The sequence below is a fragment of the Acinetobacter sp. V89_4 genome (assembly GCF_029967875.1).
Lineage (GTDB): Bacteria > Pseudomonadota > Gammaproteobacteria > Pseudomonadales > Moraxellaceae > Acinetobacter > Acinetobacter oleivorans.
The window spans coordinates 65262-86825 of sequence record NZ_JASCAI010000016.1; the positions used below are offsets into that span (position 1 = coordinate 65262).

Annotated in this window: 16 protein-coding genes; 4 read left to right on the forward strand and 12 right to left on the reverse strand. The window is 37.9% G+C overall.

What is annotated here, in order from left to right; translation table 11 throughout:
• Nucleotides 1–16: 16 nt before the first annotated feature.
• Entirely contained in the window at nt 17–916 is a 900-nt protein-coding gene (locus QLG01_RS04635; protein ID WP_282495932.1) for a LysR family transcriptional regulator, read from the reverse strand.
• Nucleotides 917–1012: 96 nt separating this feature from the next.
• Between QLG01_RS04635 and QLG01_RS04640 the strand changes: the two genes are divergently transcribed.
• The gene (locus tag QLG01_RS04640) at nt 1013–1135 is read left to right on the forward strand and encodes a hypothetical protein (protein WP_282495933.1); all 123 of its coding nucleotides are present in this window, start codon (nt 1013–1015) and stop codon (nt 1133–1135) included.
• A gap of 65 nt (nt 1136–1200) precedes the next feature.
• Here QLG01_RS04640 and QLG01_RS04645 read toward each other — a convergent pair whose 3' ends face one another.
• The 7 genes from QLG01_RS04645 to QLG01_RS04675 form a co-directional block, all read right to left on the reverse strand.
• The gene (locus QLG01_RS04645) at nt 1201–1962 is read right to left on the reverse strand and encodes a tRNA threonylcarbamoyladenosine dehydratase (RefSeq protein ID WP_282495934.1); all 762 of its coding nucleotides are present in this window, start codon (nt 1960–1962) and stop codon (nt 1201–1203) included.
• Between the two features lie 329 nt (nt 1963–2291).
• Nucleotides 2292–5045, reverse strand: coding sequence for an aconitate hydratase AcnA (acnA, locus tag QLG01_RS04650; RefSeq protein WP_282495935.1), 2754 nt, complete (start codon nt 5043–5045; stop codon nt 2292–2294).
• Nucleotides 5046–5169: 124 nt separating this feature from the next.
• Nucleotides 5170–5982: a TatD family hydrolase gene (locus tag QLG01_RS04655; protein WP_282495936.1), complete on the reverse strand. Its 813-nt coding sequence runs from the start codon at nt 5980–5982 to the stop codon at nt 5170–5172.
• A complete protein-coding gene (locus QLG01_RS04660) occupies nt 5982–6923 on the reverse strand; it encodes an RsiV family protein (protein WP_282495983.1) in 942 nt (313 codons plus the stop codon). Before QLG01_RS04660 ends, QLG01_RS04655 begins: the two co-directional genes overlap by 1 nt.
• Before the next feature lie 91 nt (nt 6924–7014).
• Complete coding sequence (locus tag QLG01_RS04665; RefSeq protein WP_282495937.1) at nt 7015–7857, reverse strand: hypothetical protein; 843 nt, start codon at nt 7855–7857, stop codon at nt 7015–7017.
• A 69-nt stretch (nt 7858–7926) separates the two neighbouring features.
• On the reverse strand, nt 7927–9519 hold the full coding sequence (locus QLG01_RS04670) for a peptide chain release factor 3 (RefSeq protein WP_199943647.1): 1593 nt from the start codon (nt 9517–9519) through the stop codon (nt 7927–7929).
• Nucleotides 9520–9752: 233 nt separating this feature from the next.
• Nucleotides 9753–10616: a hypothetical protein gene (locus QLG01_RS04675; RefSeq protein WP_282495938.1), complete on the reverse strand. Its 864-nt coding sequence runs from the start codon at nt 10614–10616 to the stop codon at nt 9753–9755.
• A gap of 330 nt (nt 10617–10946) precedes the next feature.
• Here QLG01_RS04675 and QLG01_RS04680 point away from each other — a divergent pair, with 330 nt between their 5' ends.
• A complete protein-coding gene (locus QLG01_RS04680) occupies nt 10947–11519 on the forward strand; it encodes a TetR/AcrR family transcriptional regulator (RefSeq protein ID WP_005302328.1) in 573 nt (190 codons plus the stop codon).
• Nucleotides 11520–12221: 702 nt separating this feature from the next.
• Here QLG01_RS04680 and QLG01_RS04685 read toward each other — a convergent pair.
• From QLG01_RS04685 to QLG01_RS04700, 4 genes are all read right to left on the reverse strand, one after another.
• Entirely contained in the window at nt 12222–14276 is a 2055-nt protein-coding gene (locus QLG01_RS04685) for a GGDEF domain-containing phosphodiesterase (protein WP_282495939.1), read from the reverse strand.
• Between the two features lie 335 nt (nt 14277–14611).
• Complete coding sequence (gene ilvC / locus QLG01_RS04690) at nt 14612–15628, reverse strand: ketol-acid reductoisomerase (RefSeq protein WP_004794656.1); 1017 nt, start codon at nt 15626–15628, stop codon at nt 14612–14614.
• 32 nt (nt 15629–15660) lie between these two features.
• Complete coding sequence (gene ilvN, locus QLG01_RS04695) at nt 15661–16152, reverse strand: acetolactate synthase small subunit (RefSeq protein ID WP_001215920.1); 492 nt, start codon at nt 16150–16152, stop codon at nt 15661–15663.
• The gene (locus tag QLG01_RS04700; protein ID WP_004794658.1) at nt 16152–17876 is read right to left on the reverse strand and encodes an acetolactate synthase 3 large subunit; all 1725 of its coding nucleotides are present in this window, start codon (nt 17874–17876) and stop codon (nt 16152–16154) included. Before QLG01_RS04700 ends, ilvN begins: the two co-directional genes overlap by 1 nt.
• 505 nt (nt 17877–18381) lie before the next feature.
• Between QLG01_RS04700 and QLG01_RS04705 the strand changes: the two genes are divergently transcribed.
• The gene (locus QLG01_RS04705) at nt 18382–18729 is read left to right on the forward strand and encodes a DUF4124 domain-containing protein (protein WP_282495940.1); all 348 of its coding nucleotides are present in this window, start codon (nt 18382–18384) and stop codon (nt 18727–18729) included.
• 187 nt (nt 18730–18916) lie between these two features.
• On the forward strand, nt 18917–21541 hold the full coding sequence (gene leuS, locus QLG01_RS04710; RefSeq protein ID WP_282495941.1) for a leucine--tRNA ligase: 2625 nt from the start codon (nt 18917–18919) through the stop codon (nt 21539–21541).
• The last annotated feature ends 23 nt before the right edge of the window (nt 21542–21564 follow it).

Genomic DNA, 21564 nt, shown 5'->3' on the forward strand with positions numbered 1-21564 from the left:
TTAAACATATTGCCTCTCACACTTGCAGCAGATTGTAGATCTGCTCAACATAAGGTTGAATCAGATCACTCTGGTTTGCTCTGTAAGCTAAAACTACTTCAGATAAAAGATTATTATTTTCTAGAGGAATCAATTTTACATTTTTGGGTAATATTTGCTTAAACTCTTGGGGAACAATACTAATACCCAAATTTGCAGCGACTAACTGTAATTGGCTTAGCTTACGTGATTGGATTGCTGCTGCTTTAGGCCAGAAGCCGGCCCCTACGCATAAGTTTGAAACCAAATAGCTTAAACCTCCCCGTTTAGAATGGGGTGTAGAAACGAAATATTCATCTTTTAAGTCTTTAACTTGAATCTCTTGTTTATTTGCAAACTTAGTATGATCAACATGTACAGCCACCATTAAAGGTTCCTCATATAGCTTAACAACATTGATCTCATCTAAAGTATGCCGAACTGGTGGTCTAATCAAACCAATATCAATTTCTCCACTCATTAAAGCTAAAATTTGATGCTCAGATGACAAAGTATTTATCTCAAAATTTATATGTTTGGCTAAGCTAATTTCTTTTAATATCTGAACCTTTTTATCATCCATAATAATACTGCTTGAGTGGGCAATTTTAATCTGGCGATTTTTTCCCTCGGCAATATCCTTAGAAACTCCAATAATTTCATTTAAATAATGCATATTATCTTTTATTTTTTTATAGAAGACCTCTCCTGCCGTTGTAAGTTTTATTTTCTTATCAGTGCGATCAAATAACTGAAAATCAATTTCTTCTTCTAGCAATTTAATTTGTCGACTTAAAGCAGACTGAGCAATAAAGAGCTTTTCTGAAGCAGCAGTAAAACTCCCTTCTTCTACAATTTTTATGAAATATTGGAATTGTTTTAATGTGAGCATCACCATCTCAAAATTAGATTATTAGGTCTATTTTCTATATTAGATTAGATAGATTGCCTTCGCTAGAATTTTATCAAGACCACACACTTGATTGAATTATTCATGAAGTATTTTAAAAGTTTCACCATCTTCACTGTTGTTGTTCTAATTTTATGGTGCTTTAAATTTTATGATCAGCAGCTTCCAACACAGCCCAAACACGACAATATAGAGTTATATGATTAAATCGTTTTTCTCAAAAACAAAAAGCATGCCCTCCAACATAAGAGCATGCTATTTTTATATTTAAATTAGGCTTTCTTCAAATCGAGTTTCTTCAAAACTTCAGCCACAGCAATCATGGCAAAGCTTGAAGTCACCACTACTGCGGAACCATAGCCACCACAGCGTAGCCCAGCCGAAGGACAAACATCTGCACTTGAAAATGGATTATCGATTGAGTAAACACAAGTAATACCAAATTTCTCTTTTGGCTTTTTACAGATGCCCCGAGCACGAAGTTGACTACGTAGCTTCGCTAACATTGGGTCTTGTTCTGTTTTTGATAAATCAGCCACACGAATTTTAAGCGGATCGAGCTTACCACCTGCTCCACCCGACACAATCAACGGAATTTTATTAAAACGGCAATGGAGCATTAAAGCCAACTTTGCTTTAACGTCATCAATGCAGTCCAAAATAATATCGGGTACAGGGGTTAACAGCGCTGTGACATTCTCTGGTGTTAAGAAGTCATCAATAATATTTACTTTAATACGTGGGTTAATTTGGCGACAACGTTCCGCCATAATCTCAACTTTTTCACAACCTAGAGTTGATGTCATTGCAGGTAACTGACGGTTCACATTTGATGCTGCAATCACATCCATATCTACCAGTGTAATCTCACCAACACCTGTACGTGCTAAAGCTTCTACCGCCCAACTGCCGACACCACCAATACCAATCACCATCACATGACTTTTTTCATAGTGCTGGAACGATGAATCACCATAAACTTTGGCTACACCTGCAAAACGGCGGTCATATTCATCTTGTTGAAGATCGGTCATTGCTACTCTTTGAGGGGATATAAAACACGGGAGGTATTTTACTGCTTTTCAAAACCAAATTGCTACTTGGCACTAGTCAGCTATCTGATTGGTGCCAAAGCCATTCACAGCCTGTCGAGCATCGACAAGATACTGTTTTTGCAAAACGTAAGATATTAATCAGTATTGAACAGGTTCTGTGAATGGCAATGGTTTTGCCTACTTTTGCCGAAACAAAAGTAGGGTTATGAGCTACTACCATTAGAATTTTTTACGACAAGGCTCTGCCGTGATAATTCTTCCAATACCAACCAATACAAATATTGATTGGTATTAATCTCAAGACAACATTAACCAGCAATCAAATTCCGCAGTACATAATGCAAAATACCACCCGCTTTAAAGTACTCGACCTCATTTAACGTATCAATTCGGCATAACACATTAAAGTGGCTGGCTACTCCATTTAGCCCTTTTACATCAACCTCAAGAATTTGATGAGGCTGAACGCCATCAGACAAACCTCGAATTGATATCACCTCATGACCAGTTAAGTTGAGCGACTGTCGAGTTTGTCCATCAACAAACTGTAGTGGCAACACGCCCATACCCACCAAGTTTGAACGATGAATACGCTCAAAGCTCTCCGCAATTACTGCCTTCACGCCTAACAAGTTCGTTCCTTTGGCAGCCCAGTCACGTGAAGAACCTGTGCCATACTCTTTACCAGCAATAATCACAAGTGGGGTGTGTTCTTGTTGATAGCGCATTGCAGCATCATAAATAGCGAGCTTTTCACCACTTGGCACATGAATGGTATTACCACCTTCTTCACCACCAAGCATCTCGTTTTTAATACGAATATTGGCAAAGGTCCCGCGCATCATGACCTCATGATTACCGCGTCGAGAACCATAGGAGTTAAAGTCTTTTGGCTCAACACCTTGCTCTTGTAAATATCGACCTGCCGGACTGTCTTTTTTGATATTACCTGCTGGTGAAATGTGGTCAGTCGTTACTGAGTCACCAAGCACTGCCAAGATATTTGCTTGTTCAATATTTTTAATTGGTTTTGGTGGTTCACCAATGCCTTCAAAGAATGGCGGATGACGGATATAAGTCGAATCATCAGCCCATTCATAAGTTTTACTTTTTGGAATCTGAATTGATTGCCAGCTTTCATCACCATCAAACACCGCAGCATATTCTTTATGAAACATGTCTGTATTTACTTTCTGCAAGACAACATCAATTTCTGCCTGACTTGGCCAGATATCTTTTAAATAGACAGGTTGTCCATCTTTACCCTCACCAAGAGGCTCTGTTGTCAGGTCGGTACGAATATTCCCAACCAAACCATAAGCCACTACAAGAGGCGGTGAAGCTAACCAATTGGTTTTAACTAATGGATGTACTCGTCCTTCAAAGTTACGGTTACCAGAAAGTACAGATGCAACATTCAAATCATGGCATTGAATTGCATCTTCGACTGGCTCGGGTAATGGGCCTGAGTTACCAATACAGGTTGTACAACCATATCCCACCAAGTTATAACCCAACTCATCTAAATACGGCGTAAGCCCAGCAGCCAACAAATAATCAGTCACGACCTTAGAACCAGGTGCAAGAGAGCTTTTCACCCATGGTTTTCGTTGCAAGCCTTTTTCAATGGCTTTTTTAGCAAGTAACCCCGCCGCTAACATCACGCTTGGGTTAGAGGTATTGGTACAAGAGGTAATCGCAGAAATAACAACATCACCATGATTTAACGGGTATTCCTGCCCTTCAATCACGCAAGATGGACTTTCATGTTGAATATTTGCTTTTTTTGCCTCTACAGCAGTACCACCACCTTCATTTTCTAGACGTTCTTTTGCTTCTTTTGCTGGTTTTAGCGTTAACTCCATGAGTGCATTAAACGCTTTAGGTACTTCTGATAACAGCACTCGGTCTTGCGGGCGTTTTGGTCCTGCTAGACTTGCCTGAACCGTACTCATATCAAGGCTTAAAGTATCTGTAAAAACAGGTTCATCACCAGCATTTCGCCATAAACCTTGTGCTTTGCTATACGCTTCAACCAGTTCAATACGATCATTTTGACGACCAGTTAATCTCAAATATCCTAGTGTCACCTCATCAATTGGGAAGAAACCACAAGTCGCCCCATATTCTGGTGCCATGTTGGCAATGGTTGCACGATCAGCAAGAGGTAAATCGGCTAAGCCGTCTCCATAAAACTCTACAAATTTACCCACTACCCCTTTTTGACGAAGCATTTGAGTAATGGTCAGCACCAAATCAGTTGCAGTAATCCCTTCTGGTAGTTTTCCTGTTAATTTAAAACCAATGACCTCAGGAATCAGCATCGAAATCGGTTGGCCCAGCATAGCCGCTTCGGCCTCAATTCCCCCTACACCCCACCCTAAAACACCCAAACCATTAATCATGGTGGTATGTGAATCTGTACCCACTAAAGTATCGGGAAAAGCAAAAGTCTGACCGTTATCTTCACCTAGCCACACCGCTTGAGCCAAATACTCTAAATTGACCTGATGGCAAATCCCCGTACCTGGCGGCACTACACTAAAATTATTAAATGCAGACTGTCCCCAACGTAGAAATTGATATCGCTCACCATTACGTTGCATCTCGATTTGTACGTTTTCTTCAAAGGCCTGATCATCAGCAAAATGGTCAACCATCACAGAGTGGTCAATAACCAAGTCTACAGGGGATAAAGGATTAATTTTTTCAGGGTCACCACCCGCTTGTGCCATTGCTGCACGCATGGCAGCCAAGTCAACCACAGCTGGAACACCAGTAAAATCCTGCATTAAAACCCGTGCAGGTCGGTACTGAATTTCTTGATCTGAACTACGGGTTTTTAACCACTCTGCTAAAGCATGAATGTGTTCCGTTTTAACGCTATGCTGATCTTCAAACCGTAATAAGTTTTCCAATAATACCTTTAAAGATTTCGGCAGTTTGGCAATATCCCCTAGCGTTTTCTCTGCTTGGGCTAAGCTAAAAATCTGATAATTGCTGGAACCTACTGTTAGCGTCTGTAAAGCATTAAAACTATTGATATTGCTATACTTAGCCATTGGGTTATCCTCCCATGTCTGGCAATGTTATTTTTCACGTTTTTACATGTTGTTTTCTTACTTTAAGCTTCTTTTCTAATCGCTGTGTTTTGTTTTAGTTACTATTTCTAATCTTTGATTTTTATTACGATAATTTCAATGCAGTGAGCGAGTTTTTCCACAGCACCTCAGCCAAATCTGACTCTGGCATATTTAAATTTTCAGCCAAACTTTGTAATACATAAGGCAAATTAACAGGAGTATTACGAGTACGTTGTTCAGTTGAGGTTTGGCAGCAAAGCGGTGTCATATCTGGGCAATCTGTTTCAATCACCAAGTGCTCGGCACCTATGGCCTGCACAACAGTATGAAGTTTTTTTGCATTCGGATTAGTAATTTGCCCAGTCACACCAATTTTAAATCCCAGTTTAATGAGACCTTTTGCTTCCTCTATGCCACCACTAAAAGCATGAGCAATTCCACCCAGTTTAAATTTCTGAGCTTTTAATATTGCGAGTACATCGCCATGTGCTTTTCTAATATGGAGAAGTACTGGTTTTTGATATTGGGTTGCCAGCTCTAACTGATCGGCAAAATATTGTTTTTGCTTCGCATAGATATCAGGGTGCTTATGCTCTTTTAAGAAAGTATCTAAACCAATTTCACCGACTGCCACGCATTCTTCTTTCTGCAAAATTTGCTCAAGATAAGAAAGATGTTCTGGCTGATGTTGCTCAATATAAAATGGGTGTAAACCGGGTGCTAGATATGAAGTCGGTACATTTTCCCAGCTATTTAACTGATGATGAGTTTGCACCAATTCGTCAAAGCGTGACTGCACAAAACCAATTAAGACTAATGCATCTATGCCCACTTTTTTGGCATTAAGCGCTAACTGTTGCCGATCTTCATCAAAATCGGCAACATCAAAATGGGTATGGGTATCAAACAAGTGCATTAGCCAGCACTTTTTGCAACTGGTGCCGAAGCTGGTTTAGCTTTAGGCTGTGGCAAATACTCTTGTTTCAACACTTCCTGTAATTGGTCATATGGAATGACTAATCGAGGTAATCCCACCACATATGGTCCAATTTCATATTCACCATATTGAAGAATTAAACCTTGCTCACCCAATAAGAAGTTATCAGATAACTTAAATGGCCAAGCTTGCTCATATTCACCTACATTATCAGCCAGTTTAGAGTCCGTAACCCAAGTCTTAAAGGCTTCATGGGCTAACTTTTCTAATGCAGTTTTTTGCTGTGGGCGTAACAAATCTTCAAGCTTGATCTGCTTTTGTTCTTTTAAATCAAAATTATAATAATGCTGTGCAGCAGAACCATGTGCTCCACCTAAATAGCTACTACTATTCAGTACCACAGTTACAACTTTACCTTGAGCCTGCAAGATTTTAGGTTTCACCAAAAGATTAATTTGATGATTACTACTTAAAGCTTTTAACTCATTGTCCAAACCAATAAATGAATTGGCATAACGTTGAACCTGTGCATCAAAACTATTTTTTTGCTCTACACCCGCAACTGCTGAAGCTTCTGTTTTTTGATCGGCTTGCTTCACTTTAGCATCTGGTTCAGCAATCTCTAAAATTTGACCTAGAGTCTTTAAGATTTGCTGATCTAGAATTTTGTCAATAAATGGAAAATTACTCTGCAAACGTTCAACTGTGAATTCGGGACAAGTTTTACCATCACAATCAGGTAAAACCACCTTAGTAGGAACTGTTTCACCCTTCAAAGTCAGCTCTACTGGTTTTTGTTCCTCGACTGCTGGTTTCTGCTGTTCTTGAGAATCCTTAGGATCAGCTTTAGGTTGGCATGCCACCAAAAATATAGCAGAAGCAAGCAAAGTTAATCGCAGTGAAGCTTTAGAAGATAACATCATATTTTGCCTTTTATTCTAAGGAGATTACACAGTGCCTTTTCTAAGAAATTAGCGCATATAAATAGAGGTTGCAAATTCTGCTACCATCTTAAAACATTTGTTCATAAACCTCGGGTTGTAATATTTTTTTAGTTTGTTCTTTAGATAAATAAATATCGAGCTGTGGAGCTTCTTTAGTAATCTGGTTTGCCTGATAATGTAAGCCAACACCTTCACCATCAAAGAACCAATCTGCTTGTCCCCAATATAAAGTTTTTGGTGCTTCTTTCTTTATGTCAGCAGTCTGCTTTTTTAACCAATCTTGATACGCCACCTGCACCATTTGATGCACAGTCGTTTGTTGATCTTTTTGTAAAACATCTAATAAAGCTAAGCTTTTATGCAGTTTTCGGTCAGCCACGAAAAAGTAATAACGATCTTTAATCGTGAGCTCTTCTTGCTTAGTATCAAGCCCTAATTGCAATAGAACATATTGGTTGCGCTGTGATGCAATACGCGTATGAAGATGTAATTCGTAAGCCCGATTCTTTGAATATTTATCTTGCCATTCATCAGACTTTTTAACATAGGCATTAATGGCTTGCTGCAAGCTTAAGTCTTTTTTCAAATCAATTTGGTCTTGGATCACTTTAGCCTGACTTTTGGCAATCCATTCATTTAGCCATGCATCTTGGGTCTTTATCGTTTGAATATCGACATCAATACAGTTTTTCTTTTCACAAAATGGCAAAGCATAATCAGCTTTTACTTGTTGTAAGTTAAGGAATGGCAGTACTTCAGCCTTTTCTATATGTTGAGTTTGGGTAGATGCTAATTTTGTTTGAGAAGATGATGAAGGCTGAGTTCTTTTCCAGACAAAAAGACAAATCGCCAAAATTAATATGATTACTGCAACTAAAAGCGCAATAACTGTCTTTTTATTCAAATTCATTTCATCATCCTTTCTTATTTTTCAAAACAAAACAGCTTCTATTCGAAGCTGTTTGTCACATTAAAATGATCAGTGTTCACGTGTGTTACGGAACTGAATATCAGGCCAACGCTCTTGCATAATCTGCAAGTTCACTCGGCTTGGCGCAAGATAGGTTAAGTGTCCGCCGCCATCGATAGAAAGTTGATCGTGTGCTTTCTTCTTAAACTCATTCAGAGTTTTTTCATCATCACAGTGAATCCAGCGAACTGTGTTAACGCTTACAGGCTCATAAACACAGTCAACCTTATATTCTTCTTTCAAACGATAAGCAACCACATCGAACTGAAGTACACCTACCGCACCTACAATCAGGTCATTGCTAATTTGTGGCATAAATACCTGAGTCGCCCCTTCTTCAGACAACTCTTTCAAACCTTTTTGCAACTGTTTTGACTTCAATGGATCTTTTAAACGCACACGACGGAACATCTCTGGCGCAAAATGAGGAATACCTGTGAAATGTAAATTTTCACCACTGGTAAAAGTATCACCAATTTGAATTGTGCCATGGTTATGTAAACCAATAATATCGCCTGGCCATGCTTCTTCTAAATGTTCACGCTCACCAGCAAGGAATGTCAAAGCATCACTAATACGGACATCTTTACCAAGACGCACGTGGTTCATCTTTAAACCTTTTTCATATTTACCAGAGCAAATACGCATAAAGGCAATACGGTCACGGTGTTTCGGATCCATGTTGGCTTGAATTTTAAATACAAAACCAGAGAAACCTTCTTCTTTCGCCTCAACCACACGCTCTTGTGTAGGATGCGCTTTAGGTTCAGGTGCCCAGTTCATAAATGCATCTAGAACGTGGTCAACACCAAAGTTACCTAATGCCGTACCAAATAGAACCGGAGTTTGTTTACCTTGTAAAAATAATTCGCGGTCTAATGGCTCATTCGCCATTTGCACAAGTTCAAGCGACTCTTCAAAAGATGCCCAAGCCAACTCACCTACTTTTTCACGAATGTCGGCATGATCATATCCATCACGGACTTCAATATCTGTAATGGTTGAGCCAAAGCCCGCTTTGTACACATACAATTTATTTTCAATAATGTTGTATACACCAGCAAAATCACGTCCCATCCCTAATGGCCATGTAATCGGTACGCAGCGAATATTGAGGACATTTTCAATTTCATCAAGTAACTCAAGCGGCTCCCGAATCTCACGGTCCATCTTGTTTACAAATGAAATAATAGGAGTGTCGCGCATACGACAAACTTCCATCAATTTGATAGTACGTTCTTCGACACCTTTTGCACCATCAATTACCATTAACGCAGAGTCAACTGCGGTTAGGGTACGATAAGTATCTTCCGAGAAGTCTTCATGCCCTGGTGTATCGAGTAAGTTAATCGTATGACCTTTATAAGGGAACTGCATAACAGACGTGGTAATCGAAATACCACGCTCTTTTTCCATTTCCATCCAGTCAGATGTAGCTGCGCGGTCAGATTTACGGCTTTTTACCATCCCTGCAACCTGAATCGCTTTACCCCATAACAACAGTTTTTCTGTCATGGTGGTTTTACCGGCATCGGGGTGGGAAATAATAGCAAATGTGCGCCGTTGAGCGACCTGTGCCGCTAACTCATCTTTAAAACTCATGAAATACACCTACTGCGGAGATTGCAGTGCCAAAGACCTAAAGTCGATCAAAATAAAAATTGGCGTAATTGTAGCAGATTTATAGAAGTGTTTAATGATTGTTGATAAGCCATGAGCTACTCATAAGCTTTTTAGATATTTTTTGAGAATGTAGCTTAGCATCTTAGAAATTTTATAATTAAAAAAAGCCCATACAATCTTAGATGGGCTTTCTTCGAGTTTAGCAGAATATCTTATGCCAGTTTCTTTTCTTCAATAAACTGAACATCGGCAATTTGTGCATCCCAGAACTCATTCCATAACGCACAATATTCAATACATAGCTTCGTTAAGCCTTCATAATCATCTTTGGTAATTGCTTGCGCTAAAGTGAACCAAAGATCATCTTGATGGTCATCATCAGCGGCTTCAGATGTCTCATCAGTAGATACACCATGCACATGGTAATACCCACCACCTTCAACATCAATATTCACAAATTTGGTCGCTTGACGTAATGGTGGACTAAAAAGAATAACCTCTTCCTCTGCAACAGCTAGTAACGCGACTACATTGATATAACTATCATAAGAAGATTCTAAAAATGATCTAACCTGATCTGAAATTTTTGATGGTTTAAAGTTACGACGATCAAGCTCTGTTAAACCATAATCATTAAGTAAATCTTCATATAATGGATAATGAGCATATTCAGGATTCCCCAAATAATAATTATCTTTACCTAAACCAGGACGAAAACCAAACTCATCAAGTATATTTAAACTTAATAATACTCTTGGAAACATTTTAGCTCCTGAATGGAGTTTAGGTTCCAGTTGTTTTGTCAGAAACTGAGCCTTTAATAAAGCATCTGTAAAAATTTGTACAATTGCATGACGATATTCTAAATGAATATGGGTCAAACTCTTCTTATCGAGATATCCATTATTTAATACTTCAATTGCAGGATGTCTAGAAACTGGTAATTTTGCAATTTTACCTCTTAACTCTTTAAGAAATTGTAAATTCTCTTCCCACTGTTTTGCAGGAATGCTATTTCTCATCCCTTGCAATGCTTTTTGTCTTGGATTATTAAAGTCTTCAAATTTTTTTGACATAATCATTCTCAGTAAAAAGTTTTTCTTATAGTTAAGTTATAGGGCCTTATTTTTATTCCAATTTTGCATTCAATTGCTAAAATAAATTCCACAAACCAAAAACTTAACAATTTTATATTATGTTTATTAACTCAACAAATCAACGAATTAATTAATAATATTTAAAAAAAGTAAATTACTGCCAATTAGAAGTAATTTTTATTATTTTCAATAACAAATCAACCTATTGAATAAATATAATTTTTTAAATATCATAAAATAAGATTTATTTAAGCTTTCATACTTTACAATAGCAAAGTTAATCAAAAATATTTTATGACGAGAAAACCGATGTCAAAAAGAGAAACAATTATAACAACAGCCACTACCCTCTTTAACCAAAAAAGCTATACCTCTATTGGGGTTGACCGTATTATTGCTGAAGCAAACGTGGCAAAAATGACTTTTTATAAATATTTTTCCTCTAAAGAAGCCTTAATTGAAGAATGTCTTCATCGAAGAAATTTAGAAGTCCAAACTTCTTTATTTGATCAAGTTAATGATATTGATGATCCATTAATTAAACTTAAAAGTATTTTCAACTGGTATGTCGACTGGATCAATACAGATGATTTTAATGGCTGCTTATTTAAGAAAGCGACGATTGAAGTCATGCAATTGTATCCATCTATTAAATATCAAATTAATAAATATCGAGATTGGATTTATAAATTAGTTTTTTCAACCTTTTCAGAACTAGAAGTTGAGAATAAACAAATCCTTACAGGACTCTTTCTTAATATTGTCGATGGTATCATTATTGATGGCACTATAAATAAATCAAAAATCAACTCAGAAAAAACATGGTCTTATATAAATAAAATCATTAATTTTGAGAAGGTTCGAGAGTGTGCAACTATTTAATATATAAATTCATTAACTTTTTATAATTTAACAAAAATAAACAATAATCTTAATTTTGGTGGAGCATAAACTCCGACTCCACCAAGTTAAAACCAATTCACTCATTTTCTACAATCCTATAAATTTAATGACCTTATTTTTAAAACAAGCACTTCACTTCAACCTTAATCAACATCCTCTATTTTAAGCCTAATTATTTTATAAACTCAACAAAATCAATAAGAAAATTTTATAATCTTTTTTCTAGCTCGAGTTAATTATTCATTAAAGTAATTTTTCAATAATGATATATATTTTATTTAAATATAATAATAAATTATTATATCTAAAGTATTTTATTCTTTATTATAAATGAAAAGTTAACACATCCATTTCAAATAATTTATATAAGTTATTAAAATTATTATATAAATTTCACCAACAAACACTTCCAATAGCACACTATAACTTACTGCACTTTGGGCTAAAGCTTTTTCAATTTAAAAAATTATTAACTATGCAATCCCATCTAAATGAGTATGTAACAAGACACTCTCTCTTAAACTATATATTTATGCTTAACCTTTTCTTTGCAAATGAATAGGCACGTATTCTCTTTAAGCGTATCAGTTTTAATGATTAGACCTAGGTTGATCAGCCGCTTTTTAGTAGGAAAGTTTGAAAATTAACAAAATAAATTAAAGAAAATTAATATATAAAACGTTAAACGAAATTAGCCCCTTGAGACTCAATGAGTTGATCAACCTGAACAGGCATTCCCAATAGATAACCCTGAAATTGCTGACATCCTAAACGGGTCAAAATCTCAACCTGCTGCTGAGTTTCCACCCCTTCTGCCGTTACCGTTAAACCTAGCTTTTTAGCTAAATGAATAATACTTTCTAGGATAACTTCTTCTTTTGAACCAGGTTTTAAATCAACAATAAAGCCACGGTCAATTTTCAATTCGTCTACAGGCAAATCTTTTAAATATAAGAAGCTCGAATGCCCTGTTCCAAAATCATCAATAGCAACACGAATTCCCATATCACGCAACCGCTCACACGCTCGGATACTCAAGTCGATATGACGCATTGCCGTAGATTCTGTAATTTCAACAATTAAGTGATGAGGTTGAATTTGATATTTTTTTAATAATGCTTCAAGCGTACTAAATAACTTTTTATTTTCAAACTGTAATGCCGACAGGTTCACTGCAACTGGATAAAACGGTGTATTACTGCGTTCCCACGCTTGAATTTGTAGGCAAGCTTGCTCCAGTGCCCAATATCCCATTGGAATGATTAACCCCGTTTTTTCCGCACCCTCAATGAACATATGCGGAGTAAGTATTCCTAAGGCTGGGTGATTCCAACGGATTAAGGCTTCAACTCCACAGACTTCAAGATTCGTATTAAATTTTGGTTGGTAATATAAGATGAACTGTTTTTCTTCTACGGCTTTATAAAGATCATTGATCAGTTTTGACTGACTTCTTGTTTCTTGCTGATGGGTTGAGTAACTAAAGACTGTATATGTATTCCGACCTTGTTCTTTAGACATGAGCATGGCGGCATCAGCATTCATGAGTAAGTCCTGAACATTTTGTCCATGCTCGGGAAAGAGTGCCACCCCCAAACTTGCAGAAATATTAATTTCCTTACCCGAAATTTGATAGCTTTCCTGAATCAGTTGTAAAACTTTCTCAGCCAAAACCACCGCTTCATCTGCATTAGTATTTTCTGCAATAAGTAAAAACTCATCGCCACCGATTCTAAGCAATTTACATTTTTCATTAAGTTGCCAATGTAAACGGTTTGCCATTTGAATAAGTAATTGATCACCCACGTGATGCCCAAACGCATCATTCACTGATTTAAATCGGTCTAAATCGATATATAAAAAAGCAATTTTCTGATCTTTATATCGATGATCTGAGAGCAATACCTCTGCATAATCAACCAAGTAAAGGCGGTTGGGTAGTTTGGTTAAATTATCCAGTATAGATAAGTTAGCCAATTCTTTATTTGCCTTACGTAACTCTAAATTTTGTTGAGTGAGCCGTTGCTCTAACATCGCGACAATAAAACTTGCTACGAGTACCAGACAGGTGACCAAAATAATTGTAAATAATAATAAGTCATGTTCTGCCTGATATTGGCTAATAAATTTATCAGTGATATTCGTCGCAATGAGTGCTGTATAGTGCATTCCCATAATACTTAAGGTCATCATAACCGAAAATGCGATTTTTAAAGTTAGGCGGTAACGCTCATTGTCTTTCAATTTATAGGCTAATAAAAACGCCAGCCCTGAGCCACTCATCGCAATTAATATAGAAAATAATAGCAAGAAAGAGGTGTAATCTTTTTTATAGATATTAATATTCCAGCCCAACATACTAATGTAATATGAAGCTGAAATCCCAATTCCCATAATAATAGAGCTTAAAATGAGCCGGAATAAAGGGAGCGTAAAACGCGAAGTCAACCACATGGCAATGCACGATAGCAAAGCACTAATGGCAAATGAAACAGTAATCAAAGGAATATTCGAGTTAACTGTTTCAGACAGATGATAAGCTTGTATACCAATAATATGAACAATACTAATTGCTGATGCGAGCAATAAGCCATTGATAAATAAAATTAAGGACTCAAATTTTTTATAGACTTGCTTGAATATTAATTGCTCCATGGAAATCACAAGATAGCAAATGAAGCCAGCTGCAAAAAAAGAGCCGACGATCAATGTGCTATCGTAATCAACATGACCCATAGTGGACTTCCATGATTATTCAATACTTTTTTTTATTTTGTTCAACTCATTGCCCAAAATACAATTAAAAATTAAACATGTTAAAAAAATTTTAGTAAATTTGACGTTTTTAGTCAGTTATAAACAATAACATTATCTATATTTTGGTCAAGTATTTTTTACTTTATAAATCAATAGAGTAACTAAAAATTAAGCATCCAATTATATGAAAAATATAGAATTTCTTTAATCTGGTCAAGTTGACCTAATTGCTCTTTTTCACATTCAAATAAAAACAGTATAAAAAAGAACCCTGCTTAGTAGCAGGGTTCTTTTGAAGCTTTAGAAAAAGAAAATTAGTTCTTTTCTTTGTCTACGATTTTGTTCGCTTGAATCCAAGGCATCATCGCACGTAACTTATTACCAGTTACTTCAATACCATGTGCAGCATTTTGACGACGGCGAGCAGTCATAGATGGGTAGTTTAATGCACCCTCTTGAATGAACATTTTCGCATATTCGCCAGATTGAATACGTTTCAACGCATTACGCATTGCTTCACGAGACTGTTCGTTAATTACTTCAGTACCAGTTACATATTCACCGTACTCAGCATTGTTAGATACTGAGTAGTTCATGTCAGCGATACCACCTTCGAACATCAAGTCAACGATCAATTTAAGTTCGTGTAAACATTCGAAGTAAGCCATTTCTGGAGCATAACCAGCTTCAACTAAAGTTTCGAAGCCCATTTTCACGAGTTCAACTGCACCACCACAAAGAACTGCTTGCTCACCGAATAAGTCAGTTTCAGTTTCTTCACGGAATGAAGTTTCGATGATACCAGTACGGCCGCCACCTACGCCTGAAGCATAAGAAAGAGCAACGTTACGTGCATTACCAGAAGCATCTTGGTGAATTGCGATAAGGTCAGGAACACCTGAACCACGTTGGTATTCAGAACGAACTGTGTGACCAGGCGCTTTAGGAGCAACCATGATTACATCTAAGTCTTTACGTGGAACAACTTGGTTATAAAGAATTGAGAAACCATGAGCAAATGCAAGAGTTGCACCTTCTTTGATGTTCGGCTCAATCACGTCACGGTAAAGTTGTGATTGGAATTCATCTGGAGTCAAAATCATTACGAGGTCAGCTTGCTTAACAGCAGCAGGTACTTCTGCAACTTTAAGACCAGCATTTTCAGCTTTCTTCCAAGAAGCTGAACCAGCACGTAAACCTACAGTTACGTCTACGCCTGAGTCTTTAAGGTTAAGTGCATGAGCATGACCTTGAGAACCGTAACCAACAATCGCTACTTTCTTGCCTTGGATGATTGATAAGTCACAGTCTTTATCGTAAAAAATTTGCATTTGTGTTCTCCGCTAAAATACTTTTTAAAAAATTAAATGGCTAATACTTTTTCGCCACGGGCGATACCAGATACACCTGAACGAACGACTTCTAGAATAGTGTTTTCTGCAAGCGCATCGATAAAACCATCTAATTTTTCAGTTGTCCCTGCTATTTGAATGGTATAGGTAGTTGGTGTCACGTCGACAATTTGCGCACGAAAAATATCCGCTGTTCGCTTAATTTCAGCACGTGAAGCACCTAACGCTTTTACTTTAATCAACATCAGTTCACGCTCAATGTGTGAACCTTCTGATAAATCTACTACTTTTACAACTTCAACAAGCTTGTTGAGCTGCTTTGTAATCTGTTCAATCTTATGGTCATCACCATAAGTGGTTAACGTCAAACGCGATAAAGTTGGGTCTTCGGTCGGGGCTACATTCAACGTCTCAATGTTATAGTTACGTTGACTGAATAAACCTACCAAACGAGAAAGCGCACCAGCTTCGTTTTCAACGAGTACAGAAATAATATGTCTCATTATGTACGCTCCCCTTTCCCTAACCACATATCCTTCATCGACTGACCTGCGATCAGCATTGGATAAACATGTTCTGTACGATCAACCATGACATTAATGAATACACATTTATCATTAATCGCCATTGCTTCAGCAAGCTTCGACTCTAGTTCGTCAGCATGATCAATCTGGATACCCACATGACCATAAGCTTCCATCAATTTGCCAAAATCAGGTAATGATTCAACGTATGAGCTTGAATGACGACCTTCATAGTTCATATCTTGCCATTGTTTAACCATACCTAAAGCACGGTTATTCAAGCACAAGATCTTCACATTCATACCGTATTGCTTACAAGTTGAAAGCTCTTGAATACACATCTGAATTGAAGCTTCACCGGTAATACAAACTACCTGTTGATCTGGGAAAGCTAACTTAGCTGCCATTGCATAAGGTAAACCTACGCCCATGGTGCCTAATCCGCCTGAGTTAATCCATTGACGTGGACGTTTGTACTTGTAATACAACGCGCCAAACATTTGGTGTTGGCCCACATCCGAAGTAATAATGGCATCACCATTAGTCGCTTTATATAAAGCTTCAACAACTTGCTGTGGCTTCATCGTGCCATCAGCAGGTGTTTCATACTTCAAACCATGAACTTTACGCCATTCATTAATTTGATCCCACCATGCAGCAATTGCTTCTGGGTTTGGCTTAGACACATTCAATTGCTTCAACTGCGTCAACATTTCCTGAAGTACAGGCTCAACCGCCCCTACAATCGGAATGTGCGCCATAATCGTTTTTGAAATGCTTGCCGGATCAATATCAACATGAATAACTTTTGCATTCACACAGAATTTTGCAGGATTATTGGTTACTCGGTCATCAAAGCGCGCACCAATTGCAAGAATGACATCAGCATTATGCATCGCCATATTTGCTTCATAAGTACCGTGCATTCCCAACATGCCCACGAACTGTGGATCATTACCTGGGAAGCCACCAAGGCCCATAAGTGTATTTGTCACTGGATAGCCCAACAAATGAGCCAATTCAGTCAATAATGCTGATGCATTACCTTGAACAACACCACCACCCGTATAAATAACAGGGCGTTTTGCACTTAAAAGCTCATCAATCGCTTTACGAATTTGACCAGAATGACCGCGTGAAGGTGGCTGATAAGAACGCATCTTCACTTTTTCAGGATATTCGTACGCAAATTTTTCTGCAGGATTTGTCGCATCTTTAGGAATATCGACTACAACAGGGCCAGGGCGACCACTTGATGCGATATAAAATGCTTTTTTGATAATTGCAGGAATTTCACTTGCATGACGAACTTGGAAGCTGTGTTTCACGATCGGACGTGAAATACCCACCATATCAGTTTCTTGGAAAGCGTCTTCACCAATAAGATGTGATGCAACCTGGCCAGACAAAATCACCATTGGGATTGAGTCCATATAAGCTGTTGCAATTGGAGTCACAGTATTAGTTGCGCCAGGTCCAGAAGTGACCAGTACTACGCCAGTCTTACCTGTAGCACGCGAGTAAGCATCTGCCATATGACCAGCAGCTTGTTCATGACGTACGAGGTAATGATTAATTTTGTCTTGTTGAAATAGCGCATCATAAATATGTAATACAGCGCCGCCTGGATAACCAAAAACATGTTCAACGCCTTCGTCCGCAAGAGCACGAACGAGCATTTCACCACCAGATAAAAGTTCCAACGTGATTCACCCTAAAATCTTTATCACTATTTATGGAAGGCACAAATAGTGTTTCATTCATTGAATTGTCTGCACTGTTATAGCACACATATTGTCTAGTTTTCGTTGCAATAGAAAAATTTCTGTTTTTCAGCCGTATAAGCTTTTTTAACATTAATAAAGCATGTCTGGATATACATACTTTAAGTAAAATCAATCTCTCGGCTAGAGAGAGTGTCTATTACAAAACATGACGGTTATTCGAAGGGTGATCAAATAATCGCATATAAAACTAAAGGAAGCATTTTTGTTGTTTAATTCACTAAAGTCAAGATTAAAGAAAAGGTTTTTCCATAAAAAATTTTAGCTGCTTCTTTTTTAATCTAAAATTGAATCGTAAATTTGGTAGTTCTACCCTCTATTTATTAAAAATAATTCTTCTTTTTTATATAAAACCATGCATTGTAAATTGCTTATTTCTGAACTTTATTTAAATATAGCCAGCTTTCTTTGGGGAATATCTAATATGAATTTATCTTATTTAAAAACAAGCTTATATACGGCAGTTGCAACAGTGATTTTAGTTTGCTCAAGCCAAAGTCAGGCACAGCAATATTACAAATGGATGGATAAAAATGGCTCCACCCATTACACCACGACTCCACCACCTAAGAGTGCAAAACATTTGAACAAAGTTTCTACTTACGGTAGCCAATCATCCGTAAAAAATTCGACGCCTTCCCCAGAACAACAATCTCAAGATAAAACAGATAAAGTAGTGCAAGAGGCAACGAATGTCGCAGAGGAAAAAAATGCACCAGCAGTAGCTGTTCCACCTGTAGCATCTACCCCATCTGCTCCAACACCGCGATAAGTAAAATGAGAGTGGTGAATATTTTCATCACTCCTCTATTATTTAAAATAAAGAAGAATAGATTGAGAAATGTTTATTGTTCATATTAAAAGATAAAATCCTGATCTAAAAACTGACATTTCCTGTTATTTTGCGCTATGCTGTGCAGCAATCTTTCATTTCAATTTTCGTTGTATAGCTTACGTCTATGACTATTTCTCACATTGACCCCGAATATCAAGCAAACACGATTGAACCATCAGTTCAACAAGATTGGGAAAATCGTAAAGTCTTTAAAGTTGCCGACACTGTCGAAGGTAAACATCGCTACATCCTGTCAATGTTTCCTTACCCAAGCGGCAAGCTGCATATGGGGCATGTGCGTAACTATACAATTGGCGATGTAATTAGCCGTTTTTACCGTTTAAAAGGTGAAACTGTATTACAACCTATGGGTTGGGATGCATTCGGTTTACCTGCTGAAAATGCAGCAATTGCCCATAAAGTTGCTCCGGCAAAATGGACATTTGAAAACATCGCTTACATGCGTGACCAATTAAAAAAATTAGGTCTATCTGTAGACTGGGATCGCGAATTCGCGACTTGTACACCAGAGTATTATCACTGGGAACAATGGTTATTTGTTCAGCTTTATAAAAAAGGCCTGATCTACCGTAAACTTTCAACAGTAAACTGGGATCCGGTTGACCAAACAGTTTTAGCAAACGAGCAAGTTGAAAATGGTCGTGGCTGGCGCTCAGGTGCATTGGTTGAAAAACGTGATATTCCAATGTACTACTTCCGTATTACGGACTATGCACAAGAATTATTAGACGATCTTGACACTTTACAAGACGGCTGGCCTCAACAAGTGTTGACCATGCAACGTAACTGGATTGGTCGCTCTACAGGCATGGAAATTACTTTCCCATCTGCCAATACTGAAATCTATGCTGATGGTTTAACTGTTTATACAACACGTGCCGACACGCTAATGGGTGTGACATATGTTGCTGTTGCAGCAGAACACCCTCTCGCGCTTAAAGCTGCTGAAAACAACCCTGAATTGGCTGCATTTATTGAAGAGTGCCGCATGGGTTCAGTTGCAGAAGCAGACTTGGCAACAGCCGAGAAAAAAGGCATGGCAACAGGTTTGTTTGTAAAACACCCTGTAACTGGTGAAGAGCTTCCTGTCTGGATCGCAAACTACGTATTAATGTCTTATGGTTCTGGCGCAGTAATGGCTGTACCAGCGCATGACGAACGTGATTTTGAATTTGCTAACAAGTTCAACTTGTCAATTAAGCAAGTGATCGATGCCAAAGGTGCTGACGATGCAGATTACTCTGCAACTGAATGGCAAGAATGGTACGGTTCTAAAGAAGGTAAACTTGTTAACTCTGGTGAGTTTGACGGTTTAGCATTCCAAGCTGCGTTTGACGCATTCCTTGTGAAATTAGAACCACAAGGTTTAGCAAACTCTAAAGTTCAATTCCGTTTACGTGACTGGGGTGTTTCTCGTCAACGTTACTGGGGTTGTCCAATTCCAATGATTAACTGTGATACTTGTGGTCAAGTCACAGTTCCAGAAGACCAGCTTCCAGTTGTATTACCAACAGACGTTGTTCCAGATGGTTCAGGTAATCCGCTGAACAAAATGCCTGAATTCTATGAAACTAAATGTCCGTGTTGTGGTGGCGATGCTCGTCGCGAAACAGATACTTTAGATACTTTCGTAGAGTCATCTTGGTACTATGCACGCTATGCGTCTCCAGACTTTACTGGTGGTATGGTTAAACCTGAAGCAGCTCAAAACTGGCTTCCTGTAAACCAATACATTGGTGGTGTTGAACACGCGATTCTTCACTTACTTTATGCACGTTTCTTCCACAAATTAATGCGTGATGAAGGCGTTGTACAAGGTAATGAGCCATTTACGAACTTGCTAACTCAAGGCATGGTACTTGCAGATACGTTCTATCGTGAAGCAGAAAATGGCAAGAAAACTTGGTTCAACCCAGCTGATATTGAATTAGAACGTGATGAGAAAGGTCGTATTCTTTCTGCAAAATATTCAGGTGACGGCCAAGAAGTTGTAATCGGCGGACAAGAAAAAATGTCTAAGTCGAAAAATAACGGTATTGACCCACAAGCGATTATTGATCAATACGGCGCAGATACAGCTCGTGTATTCATGATGTTTGCTGCTCCACCAGATCAATCTTTAGAATGGTCTGATGCAGGTGTTGAAGGTGCAAACCGTTTCTTGAAACGTGTATGGCGCCTTGTAGCTGGCTTCCTTGAAAAAGGTAACTCAGCGTCTACAATCGATACAGCTAATTTATCTAAAGATGCTCAAGACTTACGTCGTAAAACACACGAAACTATTCAAAAAGTAAGTGATGATATTGAACGTCGTCATGCATTCAATACTGCGATTGCTGCTTTAATGGAGTTGTTAAACGCGAGCAACAAGTTTGAAGCAAAAGATGACAATGACATTGCTGTAGAACGTGAAGCAATCACAACACTATTAACTTTACTTGAACCGTTTGCACCGCATTTAAGCCAAACTTTATTGGCTCAATTTGGTACAGATGTTACGGCAGCAACATTCCCTGAAGTTGATGCTTCTGCGTTAACACGCAATACACAAACGATTGTTGTACAGGTTAATGGTAAACTTCGCGGTAAACTTGAAGTTTCTGTTGATATTTCTAAGGAAGATCTATTAGCTCAAGCTAAAGCTCTACCAGAAGTTCAACAATTCTTAACCGGACCAACAAAAAAAGAAATTGTGGTTCCAAATAAATTAGTTAACCTCGTGGTTTAATTAAAGTTATTAATGAGAGGATC

What these genes read in the sequence shown, in the direction of transcription:
- QLG01_RS04635 (WP_282495932.1), bottom strand. Translation starts at nt 916, where the DNA reads ATGGTGATGCTCACATTAAAACAATTCCAATATTTCATAAAAATTGTA.
- QLG01_RS04640 (WP_282495933.1), top strand. Translation starts at nt 1,013, where the DNA reads ATGAAGTATTTTAAAAGTTTCACCATCTTCACTGTTGTTGTTCTAATT.
- QLG01_RS04645 (WP_282495934.1), bottom strand. Translation starts at nt 1,962, where the DNA reads ATGACCGATCTTCAACAAGATGAATATGACCGCCGTTTTGCAGGTGTA.
- acnA (WP_282495935.1), bottom strand. Translation starts at nt 5,045, where the DNA reads ATGGCTAAGTATAGCAATATCAATAGTTTTAATGCTTTACAGACGCTA.
- QLG01_RS04655 (WP_282495936.1), bottom strand. Translation starts at nt 5,982, where the DNA reads ATGCACTTGTTTGATACCCATACCCATTTTGATGTTGCCGATTTTGAT.
- QLG01_RS04660 (WP_282495983.1), bottom strand. Translation starts at nt 6,923, where the DNA reads ATGTTATCTTCTAAAGCTTCACTGCGATTAACTTTGCTTGCTTCTGCT.
- QLG01_RS04665 (WP_282495937.1), bottom strand. Translation starts at nt 7,857, where the DNA reads ATGAATTTGAATAAAAAGACAGTTATTGCGCTTTTAGTTGCAGTAATC.
- QLG01_RS04670 (WP_199943647.1), bottom strand. Translation starts at nt 9,519, where the DNA reads ATGAGTTTTAAAGATGAGTTAGCGGCACAGGTCGCTCAACGGCGCACA.
- QLG01_RS04675 (WP_282495938.1), bottom strand. Translation starts at nt 10,616, where the DNA reads ATGTCAAAAAAATTTGAAGACTTTAATAATCCAAGACAAAAAGCATTG.
- QLG01_RS04680 (WP_005302328.1), top strand. Translation starts at nt 10,947, where the DNA reads ATGTCAAAAAGAGAAACAATTATAACAACAGCCACTACCCTCTTTAAC.
- QLG01_RS04685 (WP_282495939.1), bottom strand. Translation starts at nt 14,276, where the DNA reads ATGGGTCATGTTGATTACGATAGCACATTGATCGTCGGCTCTTTTTTT.
- ilvC (WP_004794656.1), bottom strand. Translation starts at nt 15,628, where the DNA reads ATGCAAATTTTTTACGATAAAGACTGTGACTTATCAATCATCCAAGGC.
- ilvN (WP_001215920.1), bottom strand. Translation starts at nt 16,152, where the DNA reads ATGAGACATATTATTTCTGTACTCGTTGAAAACGAAGCTGGTGCGCTT.
- QLG01_RS04705 (WP_282495940.1), top strand. Translation starts at nt 18,382, where the DNA reads ATGAATTTATCTTATTTAAAAACAAGCTTATATACGGCAGTTGCAACA.
- leuS (WP_282495941.1), top strand. Translation starts at nt 18,917, where the DNA reads ATGACTATTTCTCACATTGACCCCGAATATCAAGCAAACACGATTGAA.